Annotated in this window: 13 protein-coding genes; 7 read left to right on the top strand and 6 right to left on the bottom strand. The window is 39.9% G+C overall.

The window, feature by feature from the left end:
* Positions 1 to 8: 8 nt before the first annotated feature.
* From DNJ75_RS05635 to DNJ75_RS05645, 3 genes are all read left to right on the top strand, one after another.
* Entirely contained in the window at positions 9 to 974 is a 966-nt protein-coding gene (locus DNJ75_RS05635; RefSeq protein ID WP_117002213.1) for a beta-ketoacyl-ACP synthase III, read from the top strand.
* A gap of 318 nt (positions 975 to 1,292) precedes the next feature.
* On the top strand, positions 1,293 to 2,312 hold the full coding sequence (ftsY, locus tag DNJ75_RS05640) for a signal recognition particle-docking protein FtsY (protein WP_373282846.1): 1,020 nt from the start codon (positions 1,293 to 1,295) through the stop codon (positions 2,310 to 2,312).
* A gap of 56 nt (positions 2,313 to 2,368) precedes the next feature.
* Positions 2,369 to 3,112 (top strand): tRNA threonylcarbamoyladenosine dehydratase, encoded by a 744-nt coding sequence (locus tag DNJ75_RS05645; RefSeq protein ID WP_117002215.1) that lies wholly within the window; start codon positions 2,369 to 2,371, stop codon positions 3,110 to 3,112.
* A 6-nt stretch (positions 3,113 to 3,118) separates the two neighbouring features.
* Here DNJ75_RS05645 and pssA read toward each other — a convergent pair whose 3' ends face one another.
* The 3 genes from pssA to fkpB are packed head-to-tail and all read right to left on the bottom strand — an operon-like array spanning position 3,119 to position 5,311.
* Positions 3,119 to 3,883, bottom strand: coding sequence for a CDP-diacylglycerol--serine O-phosphatidyltransferase (pssA, locus tag DNJ75_RS05650; RefSeq protein WP_117002216.1), 765 nt, complete (start codon positions 3,881 to 3,883; stop codon positions 3,119 to 3,121).
* Between the two features lie 10 nt (positions 3,884 to 3,893).
* Positions 3,894 to 4,868 carry a 4-hydroxy-3-methylbut-2-enyl diphosphate reductase gene (ispH, locus tag DNJ75_RS05655; RefSeq protein ID WP_117002217.1) on the bottom strand — a complete coding sequence of 325 codons (975 nt, stop codon included), beginning with the start codon at positions 4,866 to 4,868 and terminating at the stop codon, positions 3,894 to 3,896.
* Positions 4,868 to 5,311, bottom strand: a complete 444-nt coding sequence (gene fkpB / locus DNJ75_RS05660) for an FKBP-type peptidyl-prolyl cis-trans isomerase (protein ID WP_117002218.1) — start codon at positions 5,309 to 5,311, stop codon at positions 4,868 to 4,870. Before fkpB ends, ispH begins: the two co-directional genes overlap by 1 nt.
* Before the next feature lie 102 nt (positions 5,312 to 5,413).
* Between fkpB and DNJ75_RS05665 the strand changes: the two genes are divergently transcribed.
* The 4 genes from DNJ75_RS05665 (at position 5,414) to DNJ75_RS05680 (ending at position 9,588) form a co-directional block, all read left to right on the top strand.
* The gene (locus DNJ75_RS05665; RefSeq protein WP_117002219.1) at positions 5,414 to 6,205 is read left to right on the top strand and encodes a hypothetical protein; all 792 of its coding nucleotides are present in this window, start codon (positions 5,414 to 5,416) and stop codon (positions 6,203 to 6,205) included.
* The gene (gene dprA / locus DNJ75_RS05670; protein WP_224742300.1) at positions 6,195 to 7,268 is read left to right on the top strand and encodes a DNA-processing protein DprA; all 1,074 of its coding nucleotides are present in this window, start codon (positions 6,195 to 6,197) and stop codon (positions 7,266 to 7,268) included. The genes DNJ75_RS05665 and dprA overlap by 11 nt, the downstream gene beginning before the upstream one ends.
* Positions 7,269 to 7,277: 9 nt before the next feature.
* Positions 7,278 to 7,760 (top strand): DUF494 family protein, encoded by a 483-nt coding sequence (locus DNJ75_RS05675; protein ID WP_117002221.1) that lies wholly within the window; start codon positions 7,278 to 7,280, stop codon positions 7,758 to 7,760.
* 115 nt (positions 7,761 to 7,875) lie between these two features.
* Complete coding sequence (locus DNJ75_RS05680) at positions 7,876 to 9,588, top strand: NAD-dependent malic enzyme (RefSeq protein WP_117002222.1); 1,713 nt, start codon at positions 7,876 to 7,878, stop codon at positions 9,586 to 9,588.
* A 7-nt stretch (positions 9,589 to 9,595) separates the two neighbouring features.
* On the opposite strand, the gene DNJ75_RS05685 is transcribed toward DNJ75_RS05680, so the two are convergent.
* The 3 genes from DNJ75_RS05685 to DNJ75_RS05695 form a co-directional block, all read right to left on the bottom strand.
* Positions 9,596 to 11,509: a hypothetical protein gene (locus DNJ75_RS05685; protein ID WP_117002223.1), complete on the bottom strand. Its 1,914-nt coding sequence runs from the start codon at positions 11,507 to 11,509 to the stop codon at positions 9,596 to 9,598.
* A gap of 72 nt (positions 11,510 to 11,581) precedes the next feature.
* A complete protein-coding gene (locus DNJ75_RS05690) occupies positions 11,582 to 12,022 on the bottom strand; it encodes a hypothetical protein (RefSeq protein WP_117002224.1) in 441 nt (146 codons plus the stop codon).
* A gap of 9 nt (positions 12,023 to 12,031) precedes the next feature.
* Positions 12,032 to 14,995: a PAAR-like protein gene (locus DNJ75_RS05695; protein ID WP_150468999.1), complete on the bottom strand. Its 2,964-nt coding sequence runs from the start codon at positions 14,993 to 14,995 to the stop codon at positions 12,032 to 12,034.

A 14,995-nucleotide genomic window follows, 5' to 3' on the forward strand; every position in this document is an offset into this window, starting at 1 on the left:
CTAGAACAATGTTTGCAAAGATCACGGGCACAGGCAGTTACTTACCTGCCAAAGTACTACATAACACCGATATTGCCAAAATGGTTGACACCTCTGATGAGTGGATCACGCAACGTGTTGGTATCAAACAACGCCATATTGCCAATGAATCAGAAACTACAGCACACATGGCAATTGAAGCTGCCAAAAACGCCATGAGTATGGGCAATATTCAAGCTCAAGATATTGACCTTATCATTGTTGCCACAGGAACAGCCGATTACATCATGCCATCGACTGCAAGCATTGTGCAAACACAAATAGGTGCACCTTGTTGTCCCTCATTTGATATTAGTGCGGCATGCAGTGGTTTTGTTTATGCTGTTGATATTGCTAAACAATATATTGAAAACGGCAGTGCTAAAAATGCCTTAGTCATTGCTTCTGAACGCATATCACGCACATTGGATTGGCAAGATCGCTCAACCTGTGTTCTATTTGGTGATGGTGCCGGTGCGATTATCCTAAGCCAAAGTAACGAGGCAGGTATTATTGCCTCAACACTTTATTGTGATGGTGAAGGCAAAGATATGCTAAATATCCCGGGACTTTTAAGTAAAACACCATTTACCCAAACTCAATATCATGCAATGTTACATATGGAAGGCAATAAGGTCTTTAAAAAGGCTGTTTCTAAGCTTAGTGATCTGGTATCTGATTTACTAACTAAAGCCAATATGCAAGATTCAGATATTGACTGGCTAGTGCCTCATCAAGCCAACTACCGTATTCTTGAAGCCACTGCCAAGAAGCTTAACATGCCGATGTCACAGGTGATCCTTACCCTTGAAAACCATGGCAACACCTCAGCGGCTTCCATTCCTTTGGCACTTGATCATGCTGTACGCAACAACCAAATAAAGCCAGGACAAACCATCCTTACTGAAGCCTTTGGTGCTGGTCTAGTTTGGGGTGGGTTTATCGCCAAGTTTTAACCTGATTTCTTTGGTATTGATCGCAATTAACCATCAAATAACAATAAAGCATACTTGAAAAGACCTAAGGCATCATGCAGAATGCATCTAGTTTAAATTTATACTTTGATCGACATGGGTTTATTTAACCGCTTTAAACGTAGTAATGAACAAAAAATCAAACGTCCTGATGCGCATACTATTCAAGAAGAGCAAATACAACAAGATGTTGCAACAGAAGCAAAGCCTCAGCAAAAAACTGTAAATGAAGTAGAAACCTCAACTTTTTCAACACCCGTTGAAATTGAAGCAGAAGCTGAATCTAAAACAAACACTGATATTCAAACACCTGAGTCATTAGCACCCGCTAGCACAGAGACATCAACAAAAGACCATAAAGAAAAAAACATTGCAGTTGAAACAGCTAATAATGATAAACGCGGATTATTTGCGCGTTTAAAAGAGGGTTTGAAAAAAACACGTTCAAAACTCGGTGGTGGCATTGGTGATTTACTCTTGGGTAAAAAAGTCATTGATGATGATCTAATCGATGATATTGAAATGCAGTTACTTACCGCAGATATTGGTGTTGAAGCAACACAGGAAATCATGGAGACAGTGCGTAATAAAGTCAGTCGCAATGAGCTACAAACCATTGAAGCACTTACCGATCTTATTAAAGAGAAGCTCAAGGAAATTATCACGCCTTCTGAAAAGCCATTAGTGATTGATAGCGCACATAAACCATATGTTATTCTAATGATCGGCATTAATGGTGCCGGTAAAACCACAACAATTGGCAAACTTGCTAAGAAATTCCAAACTGAAGGTAAGTCGGTGATTTTAGCTGCAGGTGACACCTTCCGTGCAGCTGCGGTTGAGCAACTTCAAGTGTGGGGCGAGCGCAATCATATCCCTGTTATTGCTCAACACACGGGGGCTGATAGCGCTTCAGTTATCTATGATGCAGTGCAAGCAGCCAAATCAAGAAATATTGATATTGTCATTGCTGATACCGCAGGACGCCTGCATAACAAAGACAACTTAATGGAAGAGCTTAAGAAAGTCGCACGTGTGATGAAAAAGCTTGATGATACGGCTCCGCATGAAGTCATGCTGGTACTAGACTCAGGTACTGGGCAAAATGCCATTATGCAAGCAGAGGTATTTAACAAAATCCTATCAGTTACCGGCATTACGCTTACTAAAATGGATGGCACAGCCAAAGGTGGCGTTATTTTCGCAATTGCTAAAAAGCTTCAATTGCCTATTCGCTTTATTGGTATTGGTGAGAAGATTGATGACCTTCGCCCATTTCATGCCGATGACTTTATTGACGCACTATTTAGCCAAGATTAATGCATCCATAGTGTTTATCTGGCATACTACCGCAAAAAATAACTACTTAATTTTCAATGAAACATACGGGACTTTTTGAACGCACAGCCATTCTTGTCAATGATAATGGTATTGAACGACTAAAAACATCACATGTATTACTTGCAGGTGTCGGTGGTGTTGGCTCTTTCGCCGCTGAAGCCTTAGCGCGTGCTGGCATTGGTGAAATCACATTAATTGATCATGATGTTGTCTCAAAATCTAATCTTAATCGCCAATTAGTCGCATTAAACTCAAATATCGGCATGAAAAAAGCCCAAATTATGCGCGAGCGTATTTTGGATATCAACCCCGATTGCAAGGTTAATATTATCGATGATTTTATTCGCAAAGATGATATGACACCTATCTTTGATAAACACTACGACTTTGTCATTGATGCGATTGATAGCCTTGTGTGCAAGGTTGCCTTTGTCGCTTATGCCCATGAGCATGGCTACAATGTTATCTCAAGCATGGGCGCTGGTGGCAAACTTGACCCAACCCAGATTAAAGTCGCTGACATCTATCAAACAAGCATTTGTAAACTTGCCAAATTCGTGCGTATTCGCTTGCGTCGTCTGAAAGTTAAAAAAGGCATTCTTGCCGTATACTCGACAGAGAGTTCATTACCACCGCTTCCACCCGAGCCCGTTGGAGGTGAAAGTCGCGACCGTGCTGTTAATGGTACGATTAGCTATATGCCGGCATTGTTTGGGCTAACGATTGCTGGCATGGTCATAAAGCACCTTGTCGGTGACAATCTACACGCCAAGCAATAATAAGCTCTATTTCACCTGCGCTGTTTGTTTACCTTTAAAAACTCGCGCAATACTGCCTGATAGCGCGTAAATCATAAATATCACAAACAAAGTAACCGATGGATCGATAAAGATAATTGCAATGATAAAGACGACAAATACTGTTTGTGTAAAGACCACCTTGCCCTTTAAGTCATAATCTTTAAAGCTTCTAAACTTAATATTGCTTACCATCATCGCTGATAAATAAAGTGTGATAATCGTTGCGAAAAATGTCACCCATCCTTCAGCGGATGTGTGTCCCAGGGTATTGCAAAACCACACAAATCCCGCAATCGTTGCAGCAGATGCCGGACACGGTAATCCTGTAAAATAGCGTTTGCTCTCTGGAGTATTATCATCAAGCTGTGTGTTAAAACGCGCCAAGCGCAAACCAACACACGCCAAATAAATAAATGCCACTGCCCAACCAAATTGTCCTAAATGCTTTACTGCCCAAAAATAGATAATCAAAGCAGGCGCCACACCAAATGACACAATATCAGCCAGTGAATCATATTCCGCACCAAATGCGCTTTGTGTATTCGTTAAACGCGCAACACGCCCATCTAATGAGTCCATGATCGCGGCAATATAAATACACACTGAAGCCAGCACAAAATGACTGTTAAATGCAGCAATAATCGAATAAAACCCTGCAAACAAACTCGCTGAAGTGAATAAATTTGGCAGAATATAGATACTCTTGCTGCGCTGCGTCACTTGCTTATCTAACGATTGGTCATCTTTCATCGCATTATCCTTACACGTTACTTTTATTGGCTTTCACACCGCCAAGCTTAGTTTGTTTTAATAACTTTGGTAAAGGAAAAGTTACTTCTTCCTTAACACCTTCAAAGTCGACAACATGGGCATCGGCAAAATGCGCTTGCAAGAAGCTTACCACTTGCTGCACCAAATATTCAGGCGCTGAAGCCCCTGCGGTAACACCTGCATTGTGTTTATTGACAAACCATTCAAGATTAATGTCATCCTTATTATCAATCAAATAGGCATCAACACCCTCTTTCTCAGCTAGTTCACGCAAACGATTTGAATTTGAGCTATTTTTAGAGCCTACTACCAAGAGAATATCAACCTCTTTAGCTAATGCTCTTACTGCATTCTGACGATTCTGTGTAGCGTAACAAATATCTTCTTTTTTTGGTGAACTGACTTCAGGATATTTAGCCTTTAATGCTGCAATAATATCTTTTGTTTCATCGACCGATAAAGTGGTTTGGGTTGCAAAAATAAGCCTTGTTGGATCTTGCACATCTAAGTCTGCCACATCATCGACATTTTCAACCAAATAGATCTGACTGTAGTCATTTTTATATTGTCCAAGTGTCCCCTCAACCTCAGGGTGTCCTTTGTGCCCTATAAGCACACATTCGACACCAATATTACTGGCCTTTTGCACCTCTTTATGCACCTTTGTCACCAATGGGCAGGTCGCATCGTAAATTTTAAGACTTTTACGTCTTGCTTCTTCCTCTACCGCTTGCGAAACACCATGCGCACTAAAAATACATACGGCATGATCTGGCACTTCATGTAATTCTTTAACGAAAATTGCTCCTTTTTCTTTAAGGCTTTCAACCACCGCACGATTATGCACCACTTCATGGCGCACATAGACAGGATGAGGTTCCAATGCAAGTACACGTTCAACAACATCAACAGCGCGTGAAACACCCGCGCAAAATCCCCGTGGGTTGGCTAAAATAATTTTCATTAGGCAAATTCCTTATCTGAAACCTCTAAGATATCAACATCAAACAAAATCACTTGCCCTGATAATGGATGATTGAAATCAACCGTCACATCATGCTCATGAATCTCAACGATCACAACGGGCAATTCTGTCCCATCTTTCTGTGAGAAGGCAACAATTAGACCTTGCTCTAACTCCATATCTTCAGGGAATCTTTTTCTTGGCACTTCATAAATCATCGCCGGATGTTTTTGACCAAAGGCATCTTCAGGCATCAACATCATCTTACGATTAGCACCGATTTCTAAACCCAGCAACTCATTTTCTACTTTCTCTGAAAACGTGCCCTTGCCCATTTGGAACACATATGGGTGATCATAGTTTTTCGTATCTTCAGCAATGGATCCATCTTTTAAACGGATTTTAAAATGCATCTTTACAAAGCTATCTCTTTGTATTTTCATGGAATTCCTTCGTTTTAGTTGTGCTTTTTTTGCTTTTCCCCAACATCTAGGCTAGAGTTTTAGCAGGTTACTAACGCGCACATTCTACGAGATTTATAAAAAATGCACAAATATTCCTTTGCACGACAAGCACCACTTAGCAGTATTTCACACAAACTGCTACTATCTATCGTTTTTTTCTTATTAGTCACACTGTTAAGCAAGCCCGTAAATGCTCAATCTTTATATGAAAAATATCATACCTTTTTTAGTAATTTTTATTTATCTGACATTCCGCTAAAGGATGCAGGCAAAATCATTGCCTCATCAAAAGGGCAAGCACTTGTAAGCTCCGGTGACACTGTTTATGTTTCTAAAACTAATGAAACACCCTTTTACTACATTTTTTCACACGTCAATAGCATTCCTTATGCTGAGAATAAATACGATTATATTTTCAAACGCCTTGGCAAAGCTGAATTTATTAGCAACTACCAAGGCACACTGGTCATGCGCATTATGAATATTACCCAAGAGATTAATATCGGTGATCATGCGCTACCTTCTGATTTAGTGCAAACAAAACTACCTAATGATGAAATCATTGCTGATAGCAATATCAGCGGTGAAGTCACACAACTAGAGGGTGAAGCTGATTTTGCCACCTATCAATCTGTTTTAATCAATACAGGACAAAGCGCCGGACTTAAAATGGGTATGCGCGTTTATTTTGAATCACCTGCTAAAAAAGTTGATGGTTATGCCATCCCTGGGCAGTTTTTAGGGCAAGGATTTGTCTATCGACTTGCTAGCCATCACGCCATAGCGCTCGTAACTAACGCTCAGCAAGAAGTTATGATTGGCAGCACAGTGTTAACTCAGCTCCCCAAACACCATGCAAAACATGAGCTTTAGTGTTTTACACACTATCCCTGGATTTTCTTTTAAGCACTATCAAAAACTTGTGAGCCTTGAAGTTAGCATTGATGACTTTCTTGCCAAACCACATAATTATCAACACGCTTTAAATTTAAATCATGAAATGATTACTTTTATTCAAGAGCAAAAATTCACGCCTTATCTCAAAAAACTTGAAACATGGCTTACATCTTCTGATAAGCATCATTTAATTCATCTTACTGATCTAGCATTCCCACCACAATTAAAACAAATCAGCGATCCACCATTAAGCCTCTATGCCATTGGCGATATTGCCCTTTTAAACACACTGCAACTTGCTATTGTTGGCACGCGCCAAGCCAGTCTTTACGGCAGTGAATGTATCAAGGCACTGATCCCTAATCTGTTACAAGCCAAACTTACTATCAATAGTGGTATGGCGCTTGGCATTGATACGTTGGCACACCAAGAAGCACTTAATCAAAATGGCAAGACCATTGCCGTACTTGGTACTGGCGTCAATACCTGTTATCCGGCACAAAACCGTCACCTTTACGCTCAAATTCAAAACCACGGCTTGGTTATTTCTGAGTTTTTATTAGGACAAGCACCGAAGCGCTTTCACTTTCCTAAAAGAAACCGATTGATTAGTGGCTTAAGCCTTGGAGTCGTTGTCATTGAGGCCGCGCACAAAAGTGGCTCACTGATCACAGCGATGCATGCTCTTGAACAAAACCGTGATGTTTTCGCTATTCCAGGCAATATATTCCACAACCAAAGCAATGGCTGCCATAAATTGATTCAGATGGGTGCAAAGCTTGTTTGTTCAGCAGAGGATATTATTGAAGAGCTAAACCTCACACAAACGCTCAATACTTCGCAAACACCCTTTCAACAATCCTTATTACTCACCAGCGAGCAACAGCTTGTTTTTGATAGTATTGGCTCAAGTTGCACCACGATTGACAAAATTATCGACACGACCAACTTAACATACGCAAAAATAACTGGCATACTGTTTGAGCTTGAGATGGAAGCGCTTGTTAGCGCAGTTCCTGGCGGATATAAACGAATCTAATAAGGTAACATGAACAACAAAGCCCCTATACTACAAGTTCTCATGTCGCTGTTTAGCGATTTGCCCTATTTCGATGGTGATATGGTCAAATTGACAAACTCACAAGAGATATTACATGAATTGCAAAAAGCAGGTCTTGCGCCACAGGCGATTGAGCAGGCAATTGCTTGGCTTGAGCGTTTCAGCAAATTCAATGACGAGCCAAGAGCAGACTATCACCCTGAAACCGTACGTGTCTTTACACCACAAGAGAAGGCGATTATTCCGACAGAAAGCCTGCGATTCTTGCTTGAAGCGTATTTAGCAGGTGACATTCAATCGCATGAGCTTGAGTTTATTATTGAACAAATCATATCCCTTGGCACGCACACCATTACTGAAGAACAATTCCTATGGATATTTGAAATGACCATTGCCAACCAAGAAGATGAGCTTTTTGGTGGATTCATCCCTATTGAAGAAGTATTAACAAGATCTTTTCGTATTCACTAATCATTACCCTGTTTTCCCTAACATTTTTTATTGCTTTATTTTAGCTGTCTAACGTTGCGCTTAGCATTTATAAACCTATACTCATAACTGTTACACCAAACAGCAAGGAGCTTATATGTTTAAAGTTATTACCAATAAAGACGGGCAAACACAAGAAATTCAAACCTCCCTTTCTGCCCATGAGCTGATGGACAATCCACTGTTAAATAAAGGCACCGCCTTTAGCAAAGAAGAGCGTGATGCGTTTGATTTACACGGTAAACTGCCAATTCAAGTTGAAAGCCTATCTTCACAACTGATGCGCGTCTATCGCCAATTTCAAGAGAAAAATGACAATATCCAGAAAAATATTTTCCTAAACACCCTGCATGATAGCAATACAACGCTCTTTTATAAATTTTGCTCACAACATATCGATGAGGTATTACCGATTGTTTATACACCAACAGTTGGTGATGCCGTTGAGCAATACTCTAGCGAATTTAGGCGCCCTGCTGGCATTTATCTTGCCTATGATGAACAAAAACAAATGGATATGATCCTTGGCAATATTGCTAAAAAACAACAGATCGATTTTATTATTGTTACCGACGGCGAGGCTGTACTTGGTATTGGCGACTGGGGCATTGGTGGCATGGATATCAGCATTGGCAAATTAATGGTTTATATTATTTGTGCGGGTATCAATCCTGCCAATGTGCTTCCTGTACAACTTGACGTTGGCACCAACAATCAAAAGCTACTGGATGACCCGATGTATCTTGGTGCTCGCCACCCACGTATTACCGGCAAAAAGTATGATCAATTTATCGAAAAATTTGTCATGAGTGTTAAAAAGCACTTCCCCAATGTCTATTTGCACTGGGAGGACTTCGGTCGAGATCATGCGCGCGCGATTTTAGAGACTTATCGTGATCAACTTTGTACATTCAATGATGATATGCAAGGCACAGGGATTGTTGCTACAGCTAATGTGATTTCAGCCATCAGAGCCACCCAAACTAAATTTACGGATCATAAAGTGGTGATGTTTGGTGCCGGCACCGCAGGCTGCGGCATTATGGATCAGATTCTTGATGCCTTTATTGCCAGTGGCATGACAAGAAAACAAGCTTTGGATCGCTTTTATATTATTGATCGATTTGGTCTTGTCGTTGATGATATGCCAGATTTACCAGATTTTCAAAAGCCCTATGCTAAATCAAGGAAAGAACTCAAGAATTGGAATATCAATAATCAGGAGAATATTTCATTGCTTGAAGTCGTGCAAAACGCTAAAGCCACAATCTTAATCGGCTGCTCAACGGTTAAAGGTGCTTTTAACAAACCAATTGTCACCACCATGGCGCAAAATATTGAGCGCCCGATTATCATGCCATTATCAAATCCAAATTCACACTGTGAAGCAACACCTGAAGATCTCATCAACTGGACCAATGCCAAAGCCATTATTGCCGCAGGCAGTCCATTTGAACCTGTTGTTTATCAAGGAAAAACTTACCAGATATCTCAAGGCAACAATGCGTTCATTTTCCCAGGACTTGGATTAGGTGCCATTGCTGTTAAAGCCACTAAGATGTCTGATGGTATGATTCGCGTTGCCAGCGAAACACTAGCGAGCTTCTCACCACTGCATCAATCCGTTAACAATCCAGTATTACCACCAATTCATGATGCCACCATTGTTAGCAAAGCGGTCGCTATCGCTGTTGCTAAACAAGCCATTAAAGAAGGCTTATCCAGTATCAAAGCCAAAGAAGCTGATGTCGAAAAACTCGTTAACAACGCACAATGGATACCTGATTACTATCCACTAAAGAAACAGTAAAAACGTCTTAACTCCCTGATTCACCTACACTTGTTGCACTAATCTTAGTGGTATTAGCTTGTGCATCAAACTCAATGCTATAGTTTGATTTTTCATTATTCTCACCTAAATCTATCCCCATATTGAGTTTTTGTTTTTTGCCTGTCTTATCAGTACTTGCTTGGAGTGACATCTCCTGATCTGCACCCCAAAACAACGATTCAAGCTGAGTCGACGCCTCAATGGGCTTTATAATTTTCGTTGCAATAATACCATCAAGCATTACATATTCAGGGTTACATTTCAGCATTATCCTTGTGCCTACTTTCAATGGCAAATGATATTGAGCATGTGTGATATAACCACTAACAGGAACCTGTATCAGTAGATTGTTAAACTCAGGCAATTTAACCCAATAACATAGCTCATCTTTTGTCAATTGATCTAAACTCACACCGTCAATTGCTGGGCTTTTATTTTTATCTACCACATATAAATATTGTGCTGATTTATTACTTTGCTGTTGATTTGCATCTGAGCTGCCGACAACAACACCCTCGGTCGTTATTAATGGCATATCCCTCACTTTGGGCGTAAATACAAGATCTTGCTCTTTGGGATCAACAAATACATACTCTGAAACAAGCGCATGTGTTGCTGAATAATATCTTTTAAGGTCTGCGGCTTTCATCTTTACAAGACAAACACCCTCATTGTTTGCTTGATGAAGACTCATCATCAATTTAAATGAATGCACTTGAGCAGATTTATCACCAAATAAATTTAAGCTCTCACCATCAGCTAACGGTAAATTCAAATCCATTTGATCAAGTGGAAATATTCGCCCTATAAAGCTTGGTAATACATCAAACTGCATTATTAATTGCTGCAATGGCAATTTCTGAGTCGTCTCAAATTTTAATTGCTGATTTGCTTGTTTTTTAGCATCATCTTCAACGGCAGATGATATGCGTCTATTAACAATACATATTGGCTTATCCTCAACACTCTCAGGATAGCTTTTTACTAGCTCAGGAAAGGTATTAATCACCTGATCAGCTGTTTGTGATTTTGTGATATTTTCAAGATTGATATTAATCAACTGCTGCCAATCGCTAAAAACCAAATTTGCATTGGGTTTGGAGTCCCCATCTGTCGCAAGCGCTTTTATTTGATATTTTGGCGTCTTTATCGCAGGCCAGCTAATCACACTACCATCAAAATCCTTTGACAGCACCACACTTGGCTTTTCCTCCTGCATCGCCTGATAATCAAAAACTAACACACCACCATAGTGCGCAACAATAAACGCTAGATATTCATAATGACTTATATCCTTTCCATGCACACAAGGGATAATAACGCGTCTTTTCGTTTGGTAATCCGCGAGCTTTTCATCTACTGTCAAGGTACATAATGCTGTAAATGGTGACATGATATCAGCGATGACATCACCATAACTTTTATCCTTAAATCCCATGCGTTTACTTGATTGCTTTAGCCAATATTGCAATGGGTCAGTAAATTTCAATCTTAAGCGCTGACACATAGATGTGATCACAGGTTTTTTAGTTTTGGCGTCTATTTGACTATTAAAATCTAAGTACTCCATGGTTAACGGTTGATACGCTGTTAAGTAACCACTTAAAATAAGCTGCTTTACTTGACTGTTTTGACTATCAACATTTAATTTTTGTTGAATCAATATATTAATTTTAACCGCACCTTTCATCATCAAATCTTTGACTGAATTAATCAATGATTTATCATAGTCCAAGGGAATCAGTGTTAAGTCTCCAGTAAAACCACTTACTTGCATATCCAATGTAAATTGATGAATAAAAGAGCCATTAATCTCAAGCAATTTATCCTGTTGTGCTTTATTGCTTTTATCTAATGGAATTAATTGAATTTGCAATAGCTGAGTGTCGAAAGATGCCATTTATTTCAACCTATTTATTAACCTATACCCAACATATCCTTTTTGAGAGAAAAGAACATAGCCAAAGTGGCTTTATGGACCTAGATTAACCTGTGGCGCTTTACCACTAATTGAGTCACCTTTCATGCTAATACTTTGCCCATCTTGCTCAATATTTTCTGCCTTGATTGTGATCGAACTGTCTGAAATCGTTAATTTAGAACTCCCTACACAGATTGAAATCTCACCATCTTTAATATCGAATTTCGCACTACCGATTTCAATAAATGCTTCATCACTACTTAGCTTTAAAGTTGTGTTTTTTACTTGAGCTGTAAGCGTTTCATCGGCAGTTAGCGTGATTTGTTTGCTTTTTTTATGAATCGTGCCTTCTGGTACTGATTCATTAGACAGTTTAGCTTTTGCATCAAGGCAGTATTGATATTGATCCTCACTATTCTTAAGCTGAGTTGTCAATGTAATGCTTGGTGTATTTGCAGCAAGGGTAATATCAGCCGTATTTAATGTTGCCATTTTTTCACCTTAAGCCACTTCGATGGCATCTTGCCCTGGGTTTACCACGGTAACCATGCCACTCATTGCAGTAAAGGCACAGTGCAATTGACTATTTTGACGTACTAAAGGCATGCTTAATCCTTGCGTCATCGTTGCCAAAGGAAACCATGGTACCGTCAATGGCATACAAGTTGATGGCGCCCCCAAAGAGGCAATCACCAATGGATTTGCTGGATTTGTGCATGGTGAAAACGGTTTTACATTCAAAAAGGGAATCATATTGATCGGTAAAGTTGCCGGCTTCCCAGGAGATAGGTTCACACCAAAGGGAAGCACGGTTAATGGCAAGGGAGCCGCCCCCATCATACAACGAATTTCAGCACCGGATGAGACTGCGACCATTTTCTCACCACTACCACTAGGTGTTGCAAATGCACTCATCACACAACCTAATGCCGCAGTTAGCTGATTAAGCATATCCGTTACCTGTGGAATAACGACATTATTTGGTAATAAACTATTTAGATCTGGCAAGGGTGGCAATTGCATTGAGGCTAATAGGCTTCCTTCATTTGGCATTGCAGGAAAATTTGCCATTGCCTGTGTATTTAAACTTACCGATTGACCAAGTGTAACACTTGTATTCATAGCAGTCTGACCATTAACTAGTAAATTATTGCCATTTGCTTGCATATTCAGTGCATTATCACGTAGCTGAAGTAGGTTTTGTGGTAATGCGACTTGATCTTGTGATGGGTTTAAAGCCTGTTGAAAGTTTGAATGTAATTGATTAACTTGTTGATAGGCATCATTTATTTGATCTGTTGCATGTGGGCAACTTGGAAAATTCATGCGTGCTTGCATGAGGCTTTGTTTGATATTATCTGCCTTGGACTGCATCACATCAACACCTGTTGATAATAGAGGGCATAGCTTAGGTTTCGTTGCTGCAATCTGCTTATTAACTTGCTGCTGCATATCGTTAAGTACCGCAGCTACTTGTGCCTGTGATTGATTAATCACTGCCAGATTTTGTGTCAACTGTGCCGAACTACTTTGGCTTGTGAGCCCACTCATACTCTGCTGTGCTTTTATTAACTCTGTGTTGAGCTGATTGAGTTTCTTTAACGTGCTTGGTTGTAACGTTGCTATTTCATTAATAGACGCTGATTGACTTAATGAAATCATTGGGTTGACATTACAGAAAGTTTGCGACACTTGATTAGATAGATTTTGTGTCATCGCATTCGCTGCATTTAACTTACTATTTAACATACTTTGCATTTTCTGTGCTGCTGCTTGAATCTCAGCAAGTTTTTCTAAATATGCCGCCTTAAGTTTGGCATAGTCGGCTTGCGCCTTTGCATATGCAGCCATTGCTTTATCTTGTAATGCTTGTATTTGTGCTAATCTTTTCTCACCGTTTTGCGGCGAGTCATTAAGAGCGGTTATTGCTTGTGACTTCATTTGACTTTGCAATTGATTAAAGTGACCTAATGACTGCGCATAATGATCTTGTGCTTGCGACATTGATTTATTGTCATTAATGCAACCACTCAATGCGGCAAGCTGCTGCGCATGCGCATTTTGCAAACCATTCATTTGCTCATTTGCCTGAGTCAACTGATCATTTAATGTTTGCTGATAGCCATTACTTATGGTAGCAGCATGTGTATTTAATTGTGTTAAAGAAGTATTTAAGCGACCTAAAGCTTGCGCATATTTTCCTGATCGATTGGCAAAGTCTTTGCAGCCTTTGGCACTATTAATAACATCCGCTGCGTTTTGCGCATTGTTTAATGCTTTTATCATCTGTTGATTGATACTATCTTCTGATAATTGATGTTGTTGTAATTGGTTATTTAGCGTTGCTAGCGGTTGATATTGTGTTGAAGCATCTGCTGAGCGTGCCGCCCAATATTGACGACTTATGTGTTGCGTTTGCGTCGATATATAGCTTATTCGCTGCTGCAAATCATTACCATTTGCTATAGTGTTTGTATTGGATGAGTCTTGCTTGATCTGCGAAAGCTGATAATTCACTTGAGTGGCTTCAATATGCGCACGATAGATACCTGCTTCCGTTTGCAATGATTTTTGGTATAAATCATTATTTTGACAGGTCGCATTGATTTGACTAAAGCTTGCTTGTGTATTAGCTATGCTCGTTTGCACCTTTGTCATCTGAGCATTTACATCGGCTTGATTTGACTGAGCATTACTATGCATCGCATACAACTGCATCAATTCGCTAGAGGTATCATGCATACGTTGTTGAAAATCACCAATATTTGCATTTAACGCCGAGTGACTACGCGCAAAGGGCATCAAGCTACTAACTGCTGAGGTATAGCTTTGTTGCAACAACATAAATTGATTTGCCTGTGGAAAACGAGATGCTTGCGCGTGCCCTGTAATACTTTGTTGTAACGCATTATCATATTGCTGAGTAAGCGCCTGTTGGTTTAAACCCATATTGCTTTGTGCATTTAATTGCTCAGAGAGCATATCATCTGGACAATTCTCAATGGCACCTTTGTAATTCTTAAGAGCATCTAGATGACTATTTGCTATCATCATCTGTATTTGAGCAGGTGATCCTGCACTACTTAACTCGGGTCTCTTAGGCTGAGTGAAAGTAGCATTTGCCTTTAACGCATATAACTGCGATTGCTGATCACTCATACTTTGCTTTATAGCATCCATATTAGCAACTTGATCAATGCTTGATTGATATGCGCTATTTTGATCAGATAACGACTGCTTGAGCATATTGTCATAATCGTTAGCATTGTCCCCACATGATTCATTTGAATCAAAGGAAGGAGTATCTTGAGTAGGGGGCTGATAATCAGTCATCGCATACGCCCCCATCAAAGCATATTGCCAACTATTTGATAATGTCTCAACCTGTTGGTTATGACAGCTTCCTCGGCAATTTTGCGCATTCGGGCATATTGATTTTTCAGACGATGCTAACTCATTTTCCAC

Origin of the sequence: Cysteiniphilum litorale, assembly GCF_003428165.1 — a bacterium.
Taxonomy (GTDB): Bacteria; Pseudomonadota; Gammaproteobacteria; order Francisellales; family Francisellaceae; genus Caedibacter; species Caedibacter litoralis.